Below are 23,228 nucleotides of genomic sequence, written 5' to 3' on the forward strand. Positions count from 1 at the left end.
GATGTTTTTAATGCTCAAGGCAAGGTGCCTGTAAACACCACACAGGTCAATCGTACTCTCCGTGATGATTCTGCAGACTGGGTTTACCTGCCCTTAATTCAGGCTTTAACGGCACTGGCCGCCTTGTTTCATGACTGGGGCAAGGCCAATCAACAGTTCCAGCACAAGCTTCAGGTTGAATCTAAAAAACCATTAGGGGATGCCTTGCGCCATGAGTTTGTTTCCTGTCTTTTACTGAAAAAACTTATCGGTCAGCCAGAAAACGACCAACAATGGCTGGAATTGCTGGCCAATGGCGACTTACTTCAGTTGGATCAGTTGGAACATCAGAAAGAAGACCAGCCTCTCAAGGATTTACCACTCACTGCACAAATTGTTTTCTGGTTAATTGCTTCCCACCACAAGTTACCTTATTCAGAGAACTGGGGAGGTGCAAAAGCACCAGACTTATCAGATTCTCTCAACAAGATTGACCAGGACTGGGGTTTTTACATTTCACAAGCCAGCCAGACACTGAATAACTGCCTGCGGTTTGAAAACGGGTTATTAAGTACATCAAAACCCTGGTTAAAACAGATTAAACGCTGGGCGGGGAAGCTGTTACAGCTTCAGCCTCACCTGCAGCAACTGACTGAGAGCGGTGCAACCCGGTTATTGCTGCACCATTGCCGCCTGAGCCTGATGCTGGCTGACCACGGTTATTCCTCTATACAGGTGGATGGAAAGTGGCAGGGGCAAACCAATCTGGTAGCCAATACCAAAAGCTATAAGGCCGGCAATAAAAAAGGGTTTATTAAAACAAGTGAACCCAACCAATACCTGGACCAGCACCTGCTTGGCGTCTGTGAGTACGCAACCAAAAACATTCGCCTGTTACCGTCTATGGAAAAACAGGCACTGAAAAGCCCTAACACCGCCAGTCTGAAGAAAAAAAGCCCCCCTGACTTCGCGTGGCAGGATAAAGCCGTCCAAAAGATTAAAGCATGGCAAAGCTCGGAAACGAACTATCAGCAACAAGGCTTCTTCGCTGTCAATATGGCCAGCACTGGCTGCGGGAAAACCTTTGCCAATGCCAAAGTTATGCGTTGTTTGTCATCAGATGGCGACAGCCTGCGTTACATTCTCGCTTTGGGTCTGCGTACCCTGACCTTACAGACCGGGGATGAATACCGGGAGAAAATCTTCCACAACAGTGACGGCTCAGACCTTGCTGTGTTAATCGGCTCCAAGGCTGTTTTGGAATTGCATGAGGACAAAAGAGCTGCTGAAAAGGAAGAAAGCAGCCTTTGGGAGCAGAATGGCTCTGCGTCCGCCCGCCCCATGCTAGATGAACAGGACCAGGTGATTTACGAAGGCGACTTCCCCGAAGACACCTTAGGCACCGTACTTAAAAACGACAAAGATCGTGGTTTTTTTCATGCCCCCGTGCTGGCCTGCACCATCGATCATTTGATGGCCGCCGTCACCAGCAAGCGAGGCGGACGTTATATTCTGCCGAGCCTGCGGTTGATGTCGTCTGATCTGGTCATTGACGAGATTGATGACTTTACCGGTGAAGACTCCATTACCATTGGCTGGCTTATCCATCTGGCCGGTATGCTGGGGCGCAAAGTCATGATCTCTTCTGCCACTATTCCTCCCGCTATGGCCGAAGGTTATTTCAGGGCCTACCAGAACGGTTGGCAATTGTTTGCCAGCATGCGTAATAAGAGCAGCAAGATAGGTTGTGCCTGGATTGATGAATTCAACACTCAGGTGCAAACGGTGTATGCCCCTGAAACCAGGGAGTTGCTGGCAAACTATCAGCAGCTGCACAAAAAATTTATTGATGCCCGCATTAAAAAACTGTCCCAACAAATAGCCCGGCGCAAAGCCACCATTATTGAATGCTCACACCTACTGACACTGGCACAGTCAGAGAAGCAAACGGCTTATCACCAGGTCATTACTGAAGCAGCCCTGCAAATGCATCAGCAGCATGGCTGGCAGGAGCCAGGCTCTGGGTTGAAGATCTCATTTGGTGTTATTCGCTTTGCCAATATTAACCCGGCTTTGGCTTTCACCCGTGCTTTGCTGGAGTGCACAGTAGCGGATGATACCTGTCTACGGGTTATGCCTTACCACAGTCAGCAGGTTCTGCTGTTACGCAATGCCCAGGAACAACATCTGGACCGGGTACTGAAACGTAAGGAAAAAACCGGTGAACCACCACAGGCACTGGCTGACGGTATTATCAAACAGCATATTGCCTCAGCAAAACAGCAAGGTTGCCACAATCTGGTATTTATTCTGGTCGCCACGCCGGTAGAAGAAGTTGGTCGGGACCATGATTTTGACTGGGGGCTTATCGAACCCTCTTCCTACCGGTCACTGGTGCAGATGGCAGGGCGGATCCGGCGGCATCGAATGAGTGAAGTGGAGCAACCCAATATTGGCATTCTGCAGTATAACTGGAAGGCATTAAAAGAGGGTGATAAGGCGGGCAAGTGCTACTTCCAAAAACCCGGTTATGAAATAGGAAGCAAAGACAGAAAAGTGTTCTCCTTTCGCTCCACGCACAATATTACAGAACTGGTTAACACTAAAAACATGGCTGAAAGGTTTGATGCCAGCCCTCGTATATCCCCACCAGATAAAAAAGACCGGTTAGCAAGCCTGGAGCATGCCGTTATTCACCATGATCTTTGTGAGAGCAGCTCCACAAAACCACATACCCTGCACGGCTACCTGACCCAGTGCTGGTATTTAACCAGCATTTGCCAGCATAAGGTTTCATTCCGCAAAAGTGAGAGCAATGTTCAGCTTTACCTTACGATTGCGGAGGATGAAACCACATTTTTTATTGAGCGGGATAACAATGGAAAACCCTCAAGACTGGAGAATGGCGAACTGGCCAGTGCCGAACAGTCCCGCCACATTGGCCGTATTCAACTAACAGCCCAGCAAAGCCAGCGTTTATGGCTTAATCGCGATTACACAGAACTACTCGCACAACAGGCTGAGCGGCAGCAAATCAGCCCTTTTTACGCCAGTATGCGTTATGGCGAATTGACCCTGCGAGACCAGGATGACCACTGGTTTTACAACGACCAGCTAGGGCTGTTCAAAGAGATTTAATTATTAACAGACTTTCCTCAAACAGGCTTTTCTTAAACAACAGGAGGACACTATGGCCGATCCGGCAGTCCGGGCCTTTTTCGAAGATCGAAAACAGGCCTGGTTGAAAAGTAAAATCAAAGCATCAATGGATGATGCCCAGGTGCAGGACATACAAACGGAAGGGAACCAAAAGTTCTCTTTTGAGCACTGGTTACCTAATGCCGCCAAGCGTGCAGGGCAAATCAGCATCTCCACCCACCCCTGCACCTTCAGCCACCCCAGTGCCCGGAAAAACAAGAACGGTTCAGTTAATTCCATTATTGCCAAAGCAGAACATAACAATGATGGCTTTTTGCGCAGTGGTAACGTAAAAACCAGTACCGATGCTTTAGGCAATGCCGCAGCACTGGACGTGTACAAATTCCTCACACTGGTGATGCATGATGGCCAAACGCTGTTGCAGCATATTGAGCAGGAGACCGGGCTTGCAACCACTCTTCTGACCATAAATAGCCAGGATTACCAGACTCTTCGTGATGGTTTTCTGGCTATGACAGCCACTGCCACAGAGCAGGTTACCAGCTCCAAAATCAAGCAGGTCTACTTTCCTCTGCCAGACCATAACGCAACAGACGATTACCACCAGCTCTCCATTCTCACCAATTCCGGCATTGTGTTTGAAATGCGGCGCCGGCTGGATGCCATGCGTTTTGGGGTTGACCCGGAAAACGCATCTATTGCCGAGCAAAAAAAATACCTGACCAAAGACGAACTAAAACAGGCACGGGATAAACGACGAAAAAAAGAGTTCTTTGAGAAACCATTTACAGAATTATATGGCCTGACAACTATCGGTTACGGCGGCACCAAGCCCCAAAATATCAGTGTGTTGAATAACCAGAATGGTGGCAAAGCGCATTTGTTGTTATCAGCGCCTCCCCAGCTGGAACAAAGAGACTTTAATTTTCCCACCAAAGATTTCTTTCGCCAGTCGGTTTCCCCTTTTAAGGTCAGGGATGCTTTTCTTGCGCTGGACAAGATATTTAAAACCCATAACGCAGAATCAAGTATTCCCTTGCAAAACCTGCGTACAGGGCTGGGCCGCAGACTGGAACAGATTACTGACCTGGTGATTGAAACCATGTGGCGGGCTCGTGCTGTTGCGGCTGAGCAGCATTTTCCAGCCACATCACAGCTGGATAGCCTGCAGAAAAGCTGGCTGCTGGAAGAGTTTGTTGAACAGCGACAGCAGGATGACTGGCTGGATACCCTGGTTCAGACAGTCGTTGACTGGATTAGCCAGGGCTATCGCAAGATCATTGATAATCCCAGTACTCTGGGTGATGCGGAAGTCGGGTTTATCCATGACTTTGTGGACCAGTACCGGGAGGCGTTGCGATGAGTACAGATATTCTGGTTATCCCCCGGCTGAAAATCCATAACGCCAACGCACTGTCCAGCCCGTTTACCATTGGTTTTCCGGCCATGACAGCCTGGCTTGGGGCAGTTCACGCCCTGCAACGGAAACTTCAAACCCGGTCCATCGATATTGAATTGTCGGCCGTAGGCGTGGTGTGCCATCAGTTTGATCTGCAAACCTACCAGGGTCCGGGGGATTTCGTACACTCCATTATCGGCACCGCCAACCCGGTTGATAAAACCGGCGCAAGACCTGCCTTTATCGAAGAAGCACGCTGTCATTTGCAGGTTAGCCTGCTGATTGAAATACCCGAGCTTTCCGCTACCGAGCAGGAACAATTGAAAACCAGTATCACTCATCATCTCAATAGCGGGATGAAACTGGCGGGGGGCGATATTTTGCAGTTTGGCAAGCCGTATATCCCCACCGATTACGAAAAACTGAAAAACCAGCTGATGCCGGGCTACGCCATTGTCGAGCGCCGGGAACTCATGGCTAATGCCATGGAAGACGGGCAGGACGCAGTGGATGCTTTGCTCAGCTTCCTGACTGTAGAAAACCAGTGCACACAGGATGAGCACGGCAAAGTGGAATGGACTCGCCAGCGCAAGGCGAAAGGCTGGCTAGTGCCTATTGCGACAGGTTTTCACGGTATCGCCCCTCTGGGGACAGCTAAAAACCAGCGTGACAGCGATAAACCCCACCGGTTTGCTGAAAGCCTGGTGACTCTGGGTGAATTTGTTATGCCCTACCGGTTGGACTCTATTGATGAACTGCTCTGGCACTACCATACCGACCAGCCCGGCAACCTCTACCTCTGTCAGCAAAAACCTGTTGATCATCAAGGCTTTTAATTCCAAGGAGAAACATCATGGCTAAAAAAGACAACATTGCATCTGTACTGGCTTTTGAAAAAAAACTGGTCCCCTCTGATGGTTATATGTACGGCACCCAGTGGGAACAGCGTAAAGAACTGGCAACACCGTTGAAGCTGCAGGAAAAATCTGTACGGGGCACCATCTCTAATCGCCAGAAGCCCGCGATTCAAAAAGACCCGGCCAAGCTTAATGCAGAAGTGGAAAAACCCAACCTGCAAACCGTTGATGCCTGCTCCCTCGCCCCGGAACAAGACACACTAAAATTGTGCTTTACCCTGAAAGTGCTGGGCGGAATCTGTCAGCCATCTGCGTGCAATAATGCCGCTTTTAAACAGAGTTACAGTACAGCGGCCAAGGCATATATCGAAAAAGAAGGTTTTACCGAGCTGGCTCGCCGCTACGCTCTGAACCTGGCTAATGGCCGGTTCCTGTGGCGTAACCGGGTGGGTGCAGAAAATATCGAAGTGGTCGTTAATGCCTTAAACGGTGAAAAAACCCAATGGACATTTGATGCCACCCAGTTCAGCCCCCGTGATTTTGAGGCCAGCGACAGTGATGTAAGTGCTTTGGCCAGCCGTATTGCCACAGCCCTGGCCAGTGAGGATGACTTTCTGATGCTGGATATCAGCTGTTTCGCAAAGGTTGGTAAAGCCCAGGAAGTTTATCCCAGTGAAGAGCTGGTGATGGACAAAGGAAAAGGCAATAAAAGCAAAATTCTCTATGCCGTGGAAGGGAAGGCGGCCATGCACTCCCAGAAAGTGGGTAACGCCCTGCGCACCATTGATACCTGGTACCCGGATTTTGCTGATATTGAGCAGTCTGCCGGACCTATCGCTATCGAACCCTATGGTGCCGTTACCAATCTGGGTAAAGCTTTTCGCACCCCGAAAGACAAACAGGATTTTTACACTTTCTTTGATGGCTGGGCCCGTGGCGATAAGCTGCTGCGCACTGAAGACGAACACTACGTAATGGCTGTATTGGTACGTGGTGGTGTATTTGGCGAAAGCGACAAGTAGGAGCGGCTATGAAGGTCTACATCGATCTGACTTTGCTGCCCAGCGACGATATCGGCATAAACTTCCTGTGGCAGAAGGTGTTCCAGCAGGTACACCTTGCACTGGCGGAACAGAAAAACGCCACTGGAATTCAGCCTGTTGCCGTAGCGTTTCCCAGCTATCGTTCTCGCCAGTTAGGAAGCAAACTGCGATTACTGGCTGCCAGCTCTGATGATTTGGAGAGGCTAAAACTGGGGCAATGGTTAAACCGGTTAACGGATTATGTGCATCAATCCTCCATCAGGGCAGTACCGGACAAGGTCAAGAAGTTTGTGTGTTATTCCCGGCAGCGCAGTAAAACCAGCAGCGAACGGTTGGCCGCCCGTTATGGCAGGCGGCATAACATGACTCTGGATGAAGCTAAAAAGAAGTATCAGGCTTTTCAACCAAGATACCTGGAGGCACCATTTATCCAGATGAAAAGCCTGAGCGGCGAGTGTGCTTTCCGCCTGTTTGTTGAGCAGACTTTACTCGATAAAGCTCCGGAACTGGAGAAACCGGTTGATTTTGGCAGTTATGGATTGAGTCGCTCTGCGGCTTTACCCCATTTTTGACCAATATATTTTGCTCTTTAAAAAAATGCATTAGAAACAAAGCGTTGCACGCTTGGCCGAAAACATTGGTCAAAGTGGCATAATGGCAGCCCAGGCCTTGCTGCAACGCAGCTTTATTGGTTATTGTTCAGGGTTCACCGCCGCATAGGCGGTTTAGAAAATTCACATAGGTGCATTGAGGCCCGTCTACGTGTTCACCGCCGCATAGGCGGTTTAGAAAACTAATCAAACTGTTAATGATTTAAAGAATGCGTTCACCGCCGCATAGGCGGTTTAGAAACGAACCCCTTCCGGAACCGAAGCAGGAGAAATGTTCACCGCCGCATAGGCGGTTTAGAAAATCTGTTATATCTGAGTGTATTTCCACTCCCAGTTCACCGCCGCATAGGCGGTTTAGAAAGCGTACGCAAAAGGAAGGGGAAAAGGGAAAAAGTTCACCGCCGCATAGGCGGTTTAGAAACACATGTTCAGAAAGTTACAAACGCCGGTTACGTTCACCGCCGCATAGGCGGTTTAGAAATATGAGCGGTGATCGTGATATTTACAATGATCGTTCACCGCCGCATAGGCGGTTTAGAAAAAACATAAAACGCAGGAACAGGGCTGACTGATGTTCACCGCCGCATAGGCGGTTTAGAAAACAAAGCCTCCGGCAAAACAGGGCAGAGGTAAGTTCACCGCCGCATAGGCGGTTTAGAAACAGTAATACAGGGTACGGCGGGGAACACTCAGGTTCACCGCCGCATAGGCGGTTTAGAAAACAGTGACCGGTGAAGGTGGTGGTAGTGATCTGTTCACCGCCGCATAGGCGGTTTAGAAAACAATATCGCCGCTGCGCTTGATTGCGCCGTAGTTCACCGCCGCATAGGCGGTTTAGAAATACAGCCGCTCTTTGAAGAGGCTACCGCCGATGTTCACCGCCGCATAGGCGGTTTAGAAAAGTCATCCCGATAACAAGATCAAGCTGAAAGAAGTTCACCGCCGCATAGGCGGTTTAGAAAAACAGCAAAAAGTGTCAACACACCAAAGAAGCGTTCACCGCCGCATAGGCGGTTTAGAAAACCAGCACGGATAATCGTTGTGCTGGTTGTACGTTCACCGCCGCATAGGCGGTTTAGAAATATGGGTCCAAAGGGTCAAGATGGCAATCCTAGTTCACCGCCGCATAGGCGGTTTAGAAATACGAAATAATGAATACCGTGCAATGTGTCCGGTTCACCGCCGCATAGGCGGTTTAGAAATCGTTGTAGTGACGGGACTCGATAAACCAGGGGTTCACCGCCGCATAGGCGGTTTAGAAAAGTAAGCGTAATGGGGCCAAATTTTTACGACGGTTCACCGCCGCATAGGCGGTTTAGAAATAAAAATTCTTCGGGTGGGTTGGTTTTATGATGTTCACCGCCGCATAGGCGGTTTAGAAAGTGATATGGAGCTGTCGGGTTATGAGGTGATGGTTCACCGCCGCATAGGCGGTTTAGAAAAACTACAGGAATAACCGCTATCAGTAATATTGGTTCACCGCCGCATAGGCGGTTTAGAAATTCGAGGGGCCCGGAAATATAGATGTCCCCGACGTTCACCGCCGCATAGGCGGTTTAGAAATATGCGAGAGAGTGTTTTGAACAGGCTATTCGGTTCACCGCCGCATAGGCGGTTTAGAAAAATAGTCAGCCACTTCTTCAGGCATGGGGATTGTTCACCGCCGCATAGGCGGTTTAGAAAATGGTGGATCCATAACACTTCGATTCCCATCTGTTCACCGCCGCATAGGCGGTTTAGAAAATACTGGCTGTGCTCTCTCCAGAAATTCTGGAGTTCACCGCCGCATAGGCGGTTTAGAAACAGGGGAAGCAAAACATAGTGATTTCTCTCTATGTTCACCGCCGCATAGGCGGTTTAGAAAAGGAGCCAACACCGCCGAAGGACATTAGGGATGTTCACCGCCGCATAGGCGGTTTAGAAAACCACGAGGCTGACCCGGGTTCAGAACCTTGGGTTCACCGCCGCATAGGCGGTTTAGAAAGATGTTTCTGCACCCTGGGGCAGCATGTTATCCGTTCACCGCCGTATAGGCGGTTTAGAAAAGTAAGCCAACGCTTCAACGAATGTCGATAAGGTTCACCGCCGCACAGGCGGTTTAGAAAAGGAGAGCCAAAGGTAAAGGTTTCGGCATTGCGTTCACCGCCGCATAGGGGGTTTAGAAAAATATAAGCGACAAAAGCACCTTTAATAACCTGTTAGGCGCTATTGCAAAAAATTATGGTATCCCATTTTAGGATGATGGTGTCGAACATGATTACCAAGATCATTGAAAGACTCAATACGCCAAGGTAGAGGGCAATGTGGGCATAGAAAACCATTTTGACATTTTTCCATTATCTTTTGGAAATCTTTTTGATGATTCTGTTTATAATGCTTCCTCCTGTTATAACCATTACGTTTCAGTTGAGCGCCACACTTGAACAAGCATCTTGAGACGTGTGATGTAAGAATGTGGTCTTCTCCAAAAGAATAACTGCTAGATGTAATATCATCATTCGCTGAGAACACTTCATATGGCTGCTGAGTTGAAAATTCTTCTAAAGATAACTGATATAAAAACATAGCTATTGCCTGAGGTTCTGTGACTTCACTATCGAAGAGATTATGTAGTTCTTCAGGAAGTAATATATCGACGTTGATAAAATCATTGACATATAATCCCCCTTTATCATGCAAAAGAGCAGAAATTGTTTTTCCAGCTTCGGTCTTTAAGTGTATTTTAACGCCGTTACTCAACGTGTACCCATAGTCGTCTGACATGGCTTGAATAGGCAATAACAATACGCTAAGGATTACAATGAGAGAACAAAATATACTTTCCATATAAATTATCAAGTTAAGATGATGGAAAATTCGTATGAAGCCTAGCAGATATATCTGAATATCGCCTAACAAGAAAAATCCAGGTGACGCCTACGGTGCACCTGATTTAGGCGTTATGTGCAATAGTGGTTTTGGAATAGATTCCTATTATTTGACATTCGGACGAGTATCAAAACCTTTATAGACTTTATTAATAAACAAGTCTTTCTGTTTCATACCCACAAGCCAATTTGACGTTGTGACCGCAAATGGCAGCTGTACTACTCCTTGTTTCTGGCCAATCGGAATCATAGCCATTAGTGGATTGCGTTTATATCCTTTATCTCTTTTTCCTTCACGTCTTCTAACAATGGATTTCGCAAGATATTCACCTTGCTGAACAGCTAGGTAGCCGAGCTTCGCTTCACCAACGTCTGCGATATCGCCCAAAGCATACAAGTTTTGCTCGCCATTAACTTGTAGCCTGCTATTCACTTTTACAAACCCCCGGTCATTGAGGATATGCGCCAACCGTGGTGTAAGAAATTCGTTATTAGGTAATACTCCAGTCGCTTCAAATACCAGGTCAGCATCACTGATTTGTCCACTATTCTGATCGATATAGCGACCACCCTGATTTTGATAGCGACACTTATATTGGATGTTAACGCCGAGTGCTTCCAGTTGCTGCTGGGCTTTTATCTGGGCTTTGGGCTTAAAGCCGTTCAACAGTACATCACCGTTATGCGCCAGAGTGAGTTTGCTGTCCGGCATGGCATGGGCAATTTCTCCGGCCAGTTCGGTACCAACAACACCGCCGCCAATCACCATGACTTTTTTTGCCTGCCGGAGTTGTTTATGCATCTCTGCCAGTTCCTGGTGACGGGATTGAATGTCCATCGCTGTGTTGGTTTTAGCTGCCGGCATGCTGGGATAGCGAGTTCCTGATGCTATGATGCCGCTATCGAAGCTGATCTCTGTGTCATCCTCCAAACGGGCAGATTTTGCAGTCATATCCACCACTTGACCATGTAAAAAGCTGCTGCTGAGAAAGTCCCTGTAGTATTTGCGTGCCTGATTACCTGTACTGACTGGATCGGTAAGATTCCGCAGCATAGCGAAGGTTACCTCAAAATAGTCTTTTTTATCCACCAGGGTAGTGCTGACCCCCTGTTTTTCCAAAGCTTGAGCCGCGGCTACGCCTGCAAAGCCTCCACCAACAATCAACACATCTGTTTTAATCGTCATTATTGTTTACCTGACAAGTGCAACTGAACTATTCCCATCCATGTTATTCAATAGTTTTTTTGCCATAAATGAGCGATTATGAGACACCTATGTGCATTTATGCACATCTCAAATTATGCAGACACGGTCGTGTGATGGATAAGTGGTCAGAACTAAGAACGGCTTACAAACTGGCTAAACTTGGTACACTCAGCGCCACAGCCCTGGATATAGGTGTACACAGGTCTACCGTCATGCGTCATATCGATGCACTCGAAAAAGACCTTGGAGTAGTGTTATTTCAGCGCAACGATAAAGGATATATTCCAACCGAAGCCGGACTGGAGATCATGCGCCTGGGAGAAGTTACCGAATGCCATTTCTCCCAGTTACCCTCAAGGTTAAAATATCAGGAGAAGGCTCTGAAGGGTACTCTTTCTATTACCACCATCAGTGAGATGGCAAGCTTACTGATGCCAGCAATAAAAAACTATCTGGCACAGCATCCAGGCATGCGCATTAATATGATCGGTGATCTGCGTAACTTTAACCTTGAATATGGTGAAGCCGATATTGCTATCCGTGCAGGAGAGAAACCAACAACACCAGATAATGTTGTATTACCACTGATAACGATAGAAGTAGTCTTTTGCGCTCACAAAAATTATATCCGGGACTATGGTTCACCGGATCAGGGTAATATCAAAGGACACCGGTTTATAGCCCTGAATGATCGTCCATTGCATCTTCCCTGGAATGAATGGATTTACAACACTATTCCTGAGCAGAGAATTGTACTGTCCGCTTCCAGCCAGCAAATTCTCAGGCATGGTATACTGTCCGGCTGTGGTATTGGCATCATGCCTAAAGCCCTGGTTAATAACACCAAAGACCTTGTCGAAATTCCGCTTTCTCAAAATTGGCAGCTTTCCATCTGGATTCTGGTGCACAGAGATATGTTTAATATGACAAAGATTCGTAAATTCATTGATATTCTACAGCAACAGAGCACATGGCCCCTTGAATCACTATAACTGTAGACATAGGGCTGCACATAACAAGCGGTTCCAGGTGACGCCTTCGGCGCACCTGAATCAAGCGTTCACCGCCGCATAGGCAGTTTAGAAAAGGGCCAGGATCTGCAACAGGTGCGAAGCGCTGGCACGCAACACCGTGCACGGAAAAAGTGCGGTGGCTGGTTTTGCAATGCGCTGCCCGTGCCTATAGAGTGGCCTCATTTTTCGGATGAAAGCCATTTATGTCGGATTCAACCCTTATTCTGGTCGGGGCGGATACCTTTGCCGGTGAAGCTGCCCTGCATCTTCTTGGTGAGGCTGGTTTGGCCCAGGGCAATATTGTTGCTCTGGTGGCGGATGGAAACAAAGATGAGGCTTCCGTTCAGTGTAATGGCCAGCCTCTGCCTGTTCAGTCAGTCCAGGATTACAGCTTCAGTTCCGGTGAACTGGTTGTGTGCGTGGAAGATGCGGCTCTGGCTGAGATTGTTATTTCCCGGGCTGGTTCCGCCGGTGCCCTGGTTATTGACGCAACGTCGTTCAGCCGTAGCCGGGGGGAGGTGATTCTGGTGCATCCTGAACTGAATCCGGAAGGGTTAATGAGCCTGTCCCAGGATGGGGTTGTGGCTGTGCCCGGGGATGTGGCCATGCCGGTGGCCCAGGTGCTCAGGGCTTTTGGGCAGCTGGGAGAGATTGGTCGTGTAGATATGACCTGCTGTCAGTCCGTCAGCAGCGCAGGCAAGGACGGTGTCAGTGAACTGGCCGGGCAGACAAGCCGTCTGCTGAATGGTTTACCGGCAGAAAACGCCATTTATCCTGCCCAGATCGCCTTTAACCTTCTGCCCGGCAGCAGGAATGGCGGTGATGTGGTCACGGCGGCCAGGGAACTTGCCGTTCTGAGCGGCCATGAAGGTCTGCCCATACATGTTCATGGTATGGTGGCCTCGGTATTTTATGGTCAGCTTATTCAGTTGTCAGTCTCCATGGACTGGGCTGTGGGTGTCAGTGAAGCCTGGGAAGCCCTTGAAGGTATGCCCGGCCTCAAGGTGGTTTACGATGATGAAACCGTCACCCCGATTACCCTGGCCAATGCCGAAGATGAAGAGCGAAAGCAGGCCTGGATTTACGGCTTAAGTGTTTCCGAAGCCCAGGATAATGTCCTGAATATGTGGATTGTGTCAGATAATTCCCGGTCAGGAAGTGTTTCAGGGGCGATACGCTTGTATCAACAGTTGATTACCGAGTTTCTGCAGTGATAACTTAGGCTTATATTGGTGAATTGTGGGTGCTTTTTGTTGTTAACCATGATAAACGACAGAACCCGCACTCTGCAGCAAGAGAATACAAAGACCATTGTCCGGGCTGTGAGTGGCAAAGTCTGATCTGTATGAACAGAATGCTATGGAAAGTAGAACAGTACAGGCAGCAGCTCTCATGTAGTTGCAACCGGAAAATAAATAGAAAGGATAGGGGATGATGTTACGCAAGCTGGCTGCAGCCATTGCAGTTGCGGGAAGCGTTAGCGGGACTTTTGGTTCCGGTGCCGCCTTTGCGCTTGGGCTCGGGGATGTGCGGCTGAATTCAGCTCTGAATCAGCCACTGGACGCCGAAATTGAACTGGTGCAGGTCAAGGATTTGACCAGCGGCGAAGTGCTGCCCAGTCTGGCCACCCGGGGAGACTTTGAGCGCGCTGGTGTTGAGCGACCATATTTTCTTTCCAATCTTCGCTTTGAAACAATTGTCCGTAAAAATGGTTCGGCCTATGTCAAGGTCACCAGTAAAAAGCCGGTTATTGAGCCTTATCTGAATTTCCTGGTTGAGGTTCACTGGCCCAGTGGTCGTCTGCTACGGGAATACACGTTGCTGCTTGATCCACCTGCTTTCAGTAAGCAGGTGGCTGAAAATGCCGCAGGCAGGAAACCCGCCCAGCCTCAGGTTGCCAAAAACAGCCCGAAGCCTGAACCAACTCTGCAAAAAAAAACAGTTAAGAGTCAGCCACAGTCTGTAGCCAGTCAGCCGACGTCGTCTTCCCCGGATGGTTCATCGGAGACTTACAGAGTTCAGAAAAACGATACCCTCTGGGAAGTGGCCCTGAAAACCCGTCCCGGCAAAGATATCAGCCCTGTCCGGATGATGGCGGCGCTGCAGACCGAAAACCCTTCCGCATTTATCAATGGCAATATCAATCTGCTGAAACAGGGTTCTGTTCTCCAGATTCCCGATCGTACGGCTATTGAGGTTATGGATGCTTATTCTGCCAGCAAAAGTGTGGCGGATCAGAACCGTCAGTGGCAGAAAGGCAAGATCCAGGTTGATGCGACCCGTAAGTCTGAGGTTGTGGAAACCGCCCGGGGTACTGTCAGCGAAGATCAACTGAGCATTGTCAGTGCCGGCAGTGTCGATTCCGCCAAAGATGGCGCAGACCAGGGTGATGGCGATGTCTCCGGCCGGTCCAGAACTCTTGAGTCTGCCATCTCAACCAATCAGGAGCATCTGGATACCCTGTCCCGGGAAAACAGTGACCTGAAAGGGCGGTTGCGGGAACTGGAAGATCAGATTGCCTCCCTGGAAAAGCTGGTGATTCTGAAGAGCGACCAGCTCACCGCTGTACAGGCCATTGATAAGCAGGCGGAAAATACTGCGGCCGCTGAGGCTGAAAACGAGACTGTAGATTATAACTACCACGAAGCGGCTCCCATTACCGAAACCGGTGAAGAGTCTGAAGCTGCTCCGGCGGTTGCTCCCGGCCCGGCAGACAGTGCCCGGACACCCACGCCTCCGCCACCTCCTGCGCCCGCCCCCAAGAGCTTTATTGATTCTCTGCTGAGTAATCCCCTTTATCTGGCTATTGCCGGAGGCACCAGTGCTTTGCTGCTGGCTATCCTGGCCCTGGTTCTCGTCCGTCGTCGTAGGGAGGAAGAGGAAAAGGCTGAAGAGGAGCCAGCTATGGATACTGCAGCCCGGGAGATGGGTGCCGGTGTCGCGCCTGCCGAACTGTTCCCGGAACCTGTGCAGGAGTCTGAAACCGAAGCGGTTGATCCTGATCTGGTCATTGATGAAGAGTTGCTGGAAGAGATTGAACCCACCCGTGCCCAGACGTCCGATGCTCTGGGTGAGGCGGAGATCTATATTGCCTATGGCCGTATTGATCAGGCCATTGAGCTGCTGAATGACGCAGTCAACAAAGAGCCGGAGCGTGCGGACCTGCGTATCAAAATGCTGGAGGCCCTGACCGAAGCCGGTGATGCCGAGGGCTTCCTGGTACAGGAACGCGCTCTGCAGGGTATGAATAGCAGCGAGGGTATTAACCGTGCAAGTGAGCTGCGTCCCCGCTTTCCCGCCGGCGCTCTTGATATTGCTATACCTGAGCTGGCTGCCAGTGAAGTGGACGCTGTAGTTGTTGAAGATGCCGTTTCTGAAGCGGATGTTGAGGAAGCCGCCCAGATTGATCCGGAACTTGAAGCCGCTGTTGAAAGCGAGGTTCAGGAAGAGCTTGAGTCAAATGGAGGTGTAGAAGGGCTGGAGTTTGATCTGAATGATTTTGATCTTGAAGCTGACCTGGATATTGAGGAACCTGCTTCAGATCAGACTGACTCCAGCGAAGTTGCTGAATTCGACCTGGATTTTGATGCTTTAGGTGAGGAGGTTGAAACTGAAATTTCCTCCATGGGTGATGAAACTCATGACATGATGGAGCTGGATACGGCGAATATTCAGGAAGAGCTTGAGCAGGAAGTTGATACTTTCGAACTGGATATGGTTCTGGGTAGTACTGATTCTGGAGATCCTGATGCCCATGCTCCCGAGGTTTCAGTGGATGAGTCTTTAACAACACTGGACCTGGATAATGAGCTTGAGCAGCTGGATGAGGAGCTGGCTTCCCTGACCGCAGACCTGGATGGCGTTGATATCGAAACCACCCTGAAACCGGAAGAAGTCAGCGAGCTGAAAGGTCTTGCTGATCCTGAGCCTGCTGAGTCTGCGCCGGTTGAGGCTGCTGCTGCAGAGAAGAGTGAAGCAGGTCTGGCCGAAGATCAACTGGATGCTGCCCTTGAGTCTGTTCCAGCCGATACCGCGATACCTGCGGATATCGAAGCCATGGAAGGGGAATTCTCTTTCCTGGAAGACACCGACGAAACAGCCACCAAACTGGACCTTGCCCGCGCCTATATGGAGATGGGTGATGAAGAAGGTGCCCGGGATATCCTTGATGAGGTGATTCGGGAAGGCAGTGAAGAGCAACAGGGGGAAGCCAAAGGGTTGCTGGAGCAAATCAGCGGCTAAGGATTTTTGCCCCACAGGAAAAGGCTGGTATATCATACCGGCCTTTTTTTATGGTCAGCGAGACAATGACAGACGGACAGACAAAAGCTGTACAGGCAGACATTGAACAGACACAGGTTGAGCAGGCTCCCGAGGTTTTCCGGTTTGCGGCCTGTGTGGAATATGATGGCGCTGCTTTTCATGGCTGGCAGACCCTGAAAACCGGCCTGCCGACCATTCAGGAAAATGTTGAAAAAGCCTTGAGCCGTGTGGCCGACCATCCTGTAGCCGTTGTCTGTGCAGGGCGCACAGATGCCGGAGTGCACGGCTCCCGCCAGATTATTCATTTTGATACCACCTCTGTACGCTCCGAGCGGGGCTGGGTCTACGGCAGCAATACCCATTTGCCGGATACCATAGCCATGGGCTGGGTAAAACCGGTCACTACAGACTTTCACGCGCGCTTTTCCGCGCTGGCAAGACGCTACCGCTACGTGATATACAATAACCCCATACGACCGGCCCATCTCAGCAGGGGGGTTACCTGGAATTACCGTCCCCTTGATGTGGAACGTATGCGCGTAGCTGCCAGCCATCTTGTGGGAACCCATGATTTCACCTCCTATCGGGCGGTGCAGTGCCAGGCGAAAAATCCCGTGCGGACCATCGAACACCTGGAACTGCACAGATTTGGTGATGTGATTGTGATGGATGTAAAAGCCAACGCTTTTCTCCACCATATGATTCGTAATATCGCCGGTGTCCTGATGGCCATAGGTTCAGGGAAGCGTGAACCTGTATGGGCGAAAGATGTTCTTGAGGCCCGGGATCGCCGCGACGGCGGTGTAACAGCTGCGCCCTGGGGGCTGTACTTTGTTGATGTGCAGTATCCGGAAGAATTTGATCTGCCCAGGGAGGCTATAGGGCCGTCTTTTATTGCTCCGTTAATGGCCCAGGCCGGGCTGAATGATGGGGTGAAGCAGCGATAAACAGAGCAGTGATAACCGCTTGTACAGGATAGAAAAAGATGTTTGATGGCAGGTCTGTTTCAGAAGAAAGAACACGGGTAAAAATCTGCGGCCTGCGCCAGCGCGAACATGCGGTGCTGGCGGCGGACTGTGGGGCTGATGCCATTGGACTGATGTTCTATTCCCCCAGCGCACGTAATATTTCCGCAGAGGATGCGACAGAAATTGCTAATGCCGTGGCCGGGCGGGTCACCCGCGTAGGTGTTTTTGTGAATCCGGAACCTGATTTTATTGAAAGCATTCTCAAACAGGTTAATCTGGATGTACTGCAGTTTCACGGTGATGAGACCAACGGTTTTTGCAGCCAGTGGGATCTGCCCTGGATTAAGGCTGTACGGGTGAAAGATGGTATGGATGTGGCGGCCGAATTGAAACAGTGGCCCGGCGCGTCAGCCTTCTTGCTGGACTCCTTTACGCCCGGTATATATGGCGGAACCGGCGAAGCCTTTGACTGGAAACGCTTCCCCCGCCACCTGGATGTTCCCCTGATTCTGGCCGGTGGTCTGACCCCGGCCAGTGTGGCCGAAGCAGTGGTCGCAATAAACCCCTGGGCTGTTGACGTTTCGAGCGGCGTTGAGAGTGCCCGGGGAATAAAAGACGAAACCCTGATACGTGGGTTTATGGAAGAGGTCCGCAATGTCCGTGAAAGACGATGAGCGATACAACCAGCCGGATGAGCGCGGTTATTTTGGCGAGTTTGGTGGTCGGTTTATTCCGGAAACACTGATGCCTGCGGTGCAGGAATTATCAGACGCCTTTGAGAAATTTATCGGTGATCCGGAATTCCTAGAAGAGTTTGACAGGGATCTGGCCCACTATGTCGGGCGTCCGTCGCCTTTGTATCATGCTGATCGATGGTCCCGTGAGCTCGGCGGTGCCCAGATCTATCTGAAGCGGGAAGACCTGAATCATACCGGAGCCCATAAAATCAACCACGCTGTCGGCCAGATTCTGCTGGCAAAACGTATGGGCAAAACCCGTATTATCGCGGAAACCGGAGCAGGCCAGCATGGTGTTGCCACAGCGACTGTAGCCGCGCGTCTTGGTCTGGAATGTGTCGTTTATATGGGAGCCAAGGATGTTGAACGCCAGGCTGCCAATGTTTACCGCATGAAGCTTCTGGGTGCAAAGGTTGTTCCCGTGGAGAATGGTTCCCGAACGTTAAAGGACGCTATCAATGCGACCCTGCGGGACTGGGTCACCAATGTCGACAATACCTTCTACCTGCTGGGTACTGTCTGTGGTCCGCATCCGTATCCGAAAATGGTGCGCACCTTCCAGAGTGTTATTGGCCGGGAAGCCCGTCGCCAGATTCTCGATATGACAGGTAAACTGCCCGATGCCCTGGTGGCCTGCGTGGGTGGCGGTTCCAACGCCATGGGGCTGTTTACCGACTTTATCGATGATAAGGACGTAAAAATCTTCGGTGTGGAAGCCGGAGGTGAGGGTGTGGAAACCGGCAGACATGCGGCCCGCTTCAGCGATGGGCGTAAAGGTGTGCTGCAGGGGAACCGTACCCATATTATGTGTGATGACGCCGGACAGATTATCGAGAGCCATTCCATCTCTGCCGGTCTGGACTATCCCGGTGTTGGCCCTGAGCATGCGTGGTTGCGGCAAATCGGTCGGGCGGAGTATCCGTATATCAAGGATAACGAAGCCCTGCAGGCGTTCCATGACCTGACCCAGTTTGAAGGGATTATTCCGGCTCTGGAAAGCAGTCATGCTCTGGCTTATGTCACCAAGCTGGCACCCACCATGACGCCGGATCAGAGCATTATCGTTAACCTGTCCGGCCGTGGTGACAAGGACATGCATACTGTCGCCGCCATTGATGGCATCACACTGTAAGGGGAAAAGCTATGAGTCGCATTGATGCCTGTTTCGCGCGTCTGCAGAGCGAAGGTCGCAAAGGACTGATCCCCTATGTGACAGCGGGAGATCCTGGCCCCGAAGCTACGGTTCCTCTTCTGCACGCCATGGTGGAGGCAGGCGCGGATATTATTGAACTGGGTATTCCTTTCTCCGATCCGGTGGCCGATGGACCGGTCATTGAACGGGCCCATCAGCGGGCTGTGTCACAGGGCGTTACACTTGCTGACGTTCTGGCAATGGTCGCGGCCTTCAGGAAAAAGGATAATGTCACACCAATTGCCCTGATGGGGTATCTCAATCCGATTGAGATTATGGGTTATGACGCGTTCGCCCGGAGCGCGGCCGAGGCCGGTGTTGATGGCCTGCTGGCGGTTGATATTCCTCCGGAGGACTCAGAACAGCTGCTGGAACCATTGAGAAAAGAGGGGCTGGACGCAATCTTCCTGCTGTCCCCCAATACGGTTGATGAACGCATCAGCAATATCTGCTCTTTCTCCAGCGGTTATGTGTATTACGTGTCACTCAAGGGAGTGACAGGGGCCGGCAACCTCAATGTTGATGAGGTGAAAGAGCGGGTGGAGCATATCAAGAGCTTTACCAGTCTGCCGGTATGTGTAGGTTTTGGTATTCGTGACGGTGCGTCGGCAGCGGCGATCAGCCAGACTGCGGACGCGGTGATTGTGGGTTCGGCGCTGGTGAAAGAACTGGCTTCCCACAGTAATTTCGACGACGCCAGCGCAGCGGTGGCTGCCCGGTTGAACGAGATGCGCCAGGCCATAGATGCGGCGGCGCAATAAACGCCAGCATCGTTACGATACCATCGATCAGTGACCCGACCCCGCTTAGTGCGGGGCTGTGGTTAACAGGGATCAACTGAATAACTGGAACGTTTCATGAGTGGCAGTTGGCTAGATAAACTTGTTCCCTCCCTGTCCCGCACCGGGAAGCAGGCAGGGAAAAGCAGTGTTCCGGAAGGACTCTGGAAGAAGTGCGTGAAGTGTGAGTCGGTTCTGTACCGTCCTGAGCTTGAGCGCAATCTGGATGTCTGCCCGAAGTGTGAGCACCATATGCGTGTCCCCGCCCGTGTGCGCCTTGAGCGTCTGCTGGCGGAAGATACCCGGGAAGAGATGTTCGCTGACCTGGAGCCGGTAGACCGGCTGAAATTCCGGGACAGCAAAAAGTACAAGGACCGTCTGGCCCAGGCCCAGAAGGCCACCGGTGAGAAAGACGCCCTGGTGTGCATGAAAGGGCATATAGATGATCTGCCGGTGTTGGCCCTGGCTTTCGAATTTGCCTTTATGGGCGGTTCCATGGGTACGGTTGTGGGCGAGAAGTTTGTCCGCGCCGGTGAGTACTGTCTGGAGCACAATATTCCCCTGATCTGTTTCTCCGCCAGTGGTGGTGCCCGTATGCAGGAGGCCCTGTTCTCCCTGATGCAGATGGCTCGTACCAGCGCGATTCTGGAGAAAATGAAGCAGGCCGGAATTCCCTATATCTCCGTGCTGACCGACCCGGTTTACGGTGGCGTATCCGCCAGTCTGGCCATGCTGGGTGATATGAATATTGCTGAACCCCGTGCCTTGATCGGCTTTGCCGGCCCCCGGGTTATTGAGCAGACGGTACGGGAAAAACTGCCGGAAGGTTTCCAGCGCAGTGAGTTCCTGCTGGAACACGGCCAGGTGGATATGATCGTCCATCGACATGATATGAAAGAAACCCTGGTGCGCTGCCTGCGTCGTATGGGTGCCCATAGAGCCAGCGGTGTAGCCAAAACAGCGGAAGCTGATGCGGGCTTCGATATTGAAAATCCGGAAGAAGCTGCCGGCGCTGCCTGAAAGCACGAATAAAAGACTGCTTGTAAAGAGGGAAGAATCGCTGTAATTAAACGGGCTGGATTTCTAACCGGCACGCTATACAGCGATGAACCAAGATACTTCCGCAGTACCTTCTGAGACTCCGGCCTGCCCGGAGTCTGCAGACTCCCTCAATACCTGGTTATCCTTCCTTGAAGCCCGTCGCCCTGAGCATGAAATGATGCTTGGTCTGGAAAGGGCGGACAGAGCTGCCAGAAAATTACTTCCTCACGAATTCTTTTCCGAGAAACGCCCTGTCAAAGTGATTACCGTTGCCGGTACCAATGGCAAGGGCAGTACTGTGGCCTGTCTGGCTGCCATGCTGCGGGCTGCCGGTATCCGTGCCGGTGCCTGGACCTCTCCCCACCTGCGCGTCTTTAACGAGCGTATTCGCATTGATGGTGAGATGGTGGCGGATCAGCCAATCTGTGACTCTTTTGCCCGTATTGAAGCCTTACGGGGAGATGACTTCCTCAGTTATTTCGAGTTTGGCGCTCTGGCCGCCCTGGATATTTTTATTCGGGAAAAGGTTGAGGTAATTCTGCTGGAGGTTGGTCTTGGCGGACGTCTGGATGCGGTGAATATTGTTGATGCAGATATCAGCATTGTTACTACGGTTGATCTGGATCACCAGGCCTGGCTGGGGGATACCATTGACAAGATTGCCCGTGAAAAAGCCGGAATCTTCCGCAGTGGCCGTCCGGCGATTTGCGGAGATGCGGAACCGGCCCAAAGCCTGAGCCATTATATTGCAGAGATTCAGGCTGTTGGGCTGCGGAATCAGGATGCTTTCGAGCTGGTTTCAGAAAGGCTGTCTTCAGAAAGGCCGTCTTTAGAAAGGCCGTCTTTAGAAGAAAAAGATTTCCGCTTCCGTGGCCGTACAGCCCAGGGCGACACTGTTCTTATTGATCATCTTCCTGATCCGTCTTTGCCGCTTCCCAGCGTGGCCTGCGCCCTTGAATCTCTGGTGTGGCTGCGTTCGGCCGGTAATCTGCCATTAACCGATGATCATATTCGTCAGGGACTGTCTGAGGTTCATCTTTCCGGGCGTTGCCAGCGTATTGAAACCGTAAACGAAAAAGGGGAGCCGGTTACAGTGATTCTGGATGTGGCTCATAATCCCCAGGCGGCCCGTTATCTGGCTGAACGGGTAAAGGATATTCCCGGGCAGCCACAGGCCGTACTGGGCATGTTAAACGATAAGGATATGGCCGGTGTTATCGAGCCACTGTCCGGTTGTTTCCGCCACTGGCATGTGGCCAGCGTGGAATACGCAGCCCGTACCCGCAGTGGTGCGGAACTGGCTGATGCTCTTATCAGCGCTGGCGAGGTGGTGACCTGTTACGGTTCCGTTGCCAAAGCGCTTAAGGTTTCCCTTGCCACTGCGAAAACTGGTGAGGCTGTTGTTGTTCTCGGGTCTTTTCATACCGTGGCCGAGGCGCTTGCCTGTCTGGACCTGGATGGCGCATCGACAGCCTGACAAGTGTCCGGGTATTATCCCGGTATATATCTGGTTTTAAGCCGTGGATGGCAGCAGGAAGGACAGAGAATGGAGCACAAGCGTAAACAGCGGTTGATGGGGGCTCTGGTGCTCATCGCTATGGCTGTGGTGGTATATCCGCTGTTATTCGACCGGGACCTGCCTTCCAGTGAACTGACCCTGACCATCCCGGAGCCTCCGCCCCAGGGGGAGATACCCAGGTATGTCAGTCGCATCGAGAAACTTTCCCCTTTGCCTGAAGAACCCACGGACTTTGAACAGGCTCCCCCAGCGGCCGGTGACCGGCCAACCCTGGATGATCAGGGTATCCCTGTCAGCTGGACCCTGCAGCTTGCGGCTTTCTCCAGAGAAACCAACGCGATAGAGTTGCAGGATAAACTCCGTGATGGCGGTTACCGGGCTTACACCCGCGCGGGCGTGAACTCCAAAGGACAGACCCTGCACCGGGTTTATGTGGGGCCAGAGCTGCGTAAAGAATTGCTGGTGGGCTTCCGCGAGAAGATCGGGAAGGAATATCGCCTGAAGGGTATGCTGGTTCGTTTCCGTCCCTGAGGGATACCGTTTTTAACCGAAAACCAGAGCGTTTTACGCTGACCGACGTACCTGATTACTGAT

General features: G+C 51.1%; 17 protein-coding genes and 1 CRISPR repeat array. Of the genes, 15 read left to right on the forward strand and 2 right to left on the reverse strand.

All coding sequences use genetic code 11. The features are described from left to right. From cas3f to cas6f, 5 genes are all read left to right on the forward strand, one after another. The coding region (gene cas3f / locus ACY2RQ_RS12830; RefSeq protein ID WP_490113381.1) for a type I-F CRISPR-associated helicase Cas3f at positions 1-3,117 on the forward strand (3,117 nt) is incomplete at its 5' end. 52 nt (positions 3,118-3,169) lie between these two features. Next, on the forward strand, positions 3,170-4,501 hold the full coding sequence (locus ACY2RQ_RS12835) for a type I-F CRISPR-associated protein Csy1 (protein ID WP_490113382.1): 1,332 nt from the start codon (positions 3,170-3,172) through the stop codon (positions 4,499-4,501). Then, positions 4,498-5,373, forward strand: coding sequence for a type I-F CRISPR-associated protein Csy2 (gene csy2 / locus ACY2RQ_RS12840; RefSeq protein WP_490113383.1), 876 nt, complete (start codon positions 4,498-4,500; stop codon positions 5,371-5,373). Before ACY2RQ_RS12835 ends, csy2 begins: the two co-directional genes overlap by 4 nt. 17 nt (positions 5,374-5,390) lie before the next feature. After that, on the forward strand, positions 5,391-6,416 hold the full coding sequence (gene csy3, locus ACY2RQ_RS12845) for a type I-F CRISPR-associated protein Csy3 (RefSeq protein ID WP_490113384.1): 1,026 nt from the start codon (positions 5,391-5,393) through the stop codon (positions 6,414-6,416). 8 nt (positions 6,417-6,424) lie between these two features. Next, positions 6,425-7,009 carry a type I-F CRISPR-associated endoribonuclease Cas6/Csy4 gene (gene cas6f, locus ACY2RQ_RS12850; protein ID WP_490113385.1) on the forward strand — a complete coding sequence of 195 codons (585 nt, stop codon included), beginning with the start codon at positions 6,425-6,427 and terminating at the stop codon, positions 7,007-7,009. Between the two features lie 132 nt (positions 7,010-7,141). Then, positions 7,142-9,213: a CRISPR direct-repeat array (repeat unit 28 nt; unit sequence GTTCACCGCCGCATAGGCGGTTTAGAAA). 40 nt (positions 9,214-9,253) lie between these two features. On the opposite strand, the gene ACY2RQ_RS12855 is transcribed toward cas6f, so the two are convergent. Further along, complete coding sequence (locus ACY2RQ_RS12855; protein ID WP_490113386.1) at positions 9,254-9,787, reverse strand: hypothetical protein; 534 nt, start codon at positions 9,785-9,787, stop codon at positions 9,254-9,256. Positions 9,788-10,021: 234 nt separating this feature from the next. Further along, positions 10,022-11,101: an FAD-dependent oxidoreductase gene (locus ACY2RQ_RS12860; RefSeq protein ID WP_490113387.1), complete on the reverse strand. Its 1,080-nt coding sequence runs from the start codon at positions 11,099-11,101 to the stop codon at positions 10,022-10,024. Positions 11,102-11,235: 134 nt separating this feature from the next. Between ACY2RQ_RS12860 and ACY2RQ_RS12865 the strand changes: the two genes are divergently transcribed. From ACY2RQ_RS12865 to ACY2RQ_RS12910, 10 genes are all read left to right on the forward strand, one after another. After that, positions 11,236-12,114 (forward strand): LysR family transcriptional regulator, encoded by an 879-nt coding sequence (locus tag ACY2RQ_RS12865; RefSeq protein WP_490113388.1) that lies wholly within the window; start codon positions 11,236-11,238, stop codon positions 12,112-12,114. Between the two features lie 224 nt (positions 12,115-12,338). Beyond that, complete coding sequence (locus tag ACY2RQ_RS12870; RefSeq protein WP_490113389.1) at positions 12,339-13,349, forward strand: Asd/ArgC dimerization domain-containing protein; 1,011 nt, start codon at positions 12,339-12,341, stop codon at positions 13,347-13,349. A 217-nt stretch (positions 13,350-13,566) separates the two neighbouring features. Next, complete coding sequence (locus ACY2RQ_RS12875) at positions 13,567-16,377, forward strand: motility hub landmark protein FimV (protein WP_490113390.1); 2,811 nt, start codon at positions 13,567-13,569, stop codon at positions 16,375-16,377. A 50-nt stretch (positions 16,378-16,427) separates the two neighbouring features. Then, on the forward strand, positions 16,428-17,345 hold the full coding sequence (truA, locus tag ACY2RQ_RS12880) for a tRNA pseudouridine(38-40) synthase TruA (RefSeq protein WP_490113391.1): 918 nt from the start codon (positions 16,428-16,430) through the stop codon (positions 17,343-17,345). 38 nt (positions 17,346-17,383) lie between these two features. Then, positions 17,384-18,040, forward strand: a complete 657-nt coding sequence (locus ACY2RQ_RS12885; protein ID WP_490113392.1) for a phosphoribosylanthranilate isomerase — start codon at positions 17,384-17,386, stop codon at positions 18,038-18,040. Continuing rightward, complete coding sequence (gene trpB / locus ACY2RQ_RS12890; protein ID WP_490113393.1) at positions 18,021-19,235, forward strand: tryptophan synthase subunit beta; 1,215 nt, start codon at positions 18,021-18,023, stop codon at positions 19,233-19,235. Before ACY2RQ_RS12885 ends, trpB begins: the two co-directional genes overlap by 20 nt. Before the next feature lie 11 nt (positions 19,236-19,246). Continuing rightward, the gene (gene trpA / locus ACY2RQ_RS12895; protein ID WP_490113394.1) at positions 19,247-20,056 is read left to right on the forward strand and encodes a tryptophan synthase subunit alpha; all 810 of its coding nucleotides are present in this window, start codon (positions 19,247-19,249) and stop codon (positions 20,054-20,056) included. 96 nt (positions 20,057-20,152) lie between these two features. Further along, positions 20,153-21,094 carry an acetyl-CoA carboxylase, carboxyltransferase subunit beta gene (accD, locus tag ACY2RQ_RS12900; RefSeq protein WP_490113395.1) on the forward strand — a complete coding sequence of 314 codons (942 nt, stop codon included), beginning with the start codon at positions 20,153-20,155 and terminating at the stop codon, positions 21,092-21,094. 85 nt (positions 21,095-21,179) lie between these two features. Next, the gene (locus ACY2RQ_RS12905) at positions 21,180-22,592 is read left to right on the forward strand and encodes a bifunctional folylpolyglutamate synthase/dihydrofolate synthase (protein WP_490113396.1); all 1,413 of its coding nucleotides are present in this window, start codon (positions 21,180-21,182) and stop codon (positions 22,590-22,592) included. 69 nt (positions 22,593-22,661) lie between these two features. Next, on the forward strand, positions 22,662-23,165 hold the full coding sequence (locus tag ACY2RQ_RS12910; RefSeq protein WP_490113397.1) for an SPOR domain-containing protein: 504 nt from the start codon (positions 22,662-22,664) through the stop codon (positions 23,163-23,165). Positions 23,166-23,228 lie beyond the last annotated feature (63 nt).

Source organism: Parendozoicomonas sp. 209JJ7-1 (assembly GCF_058147085.1).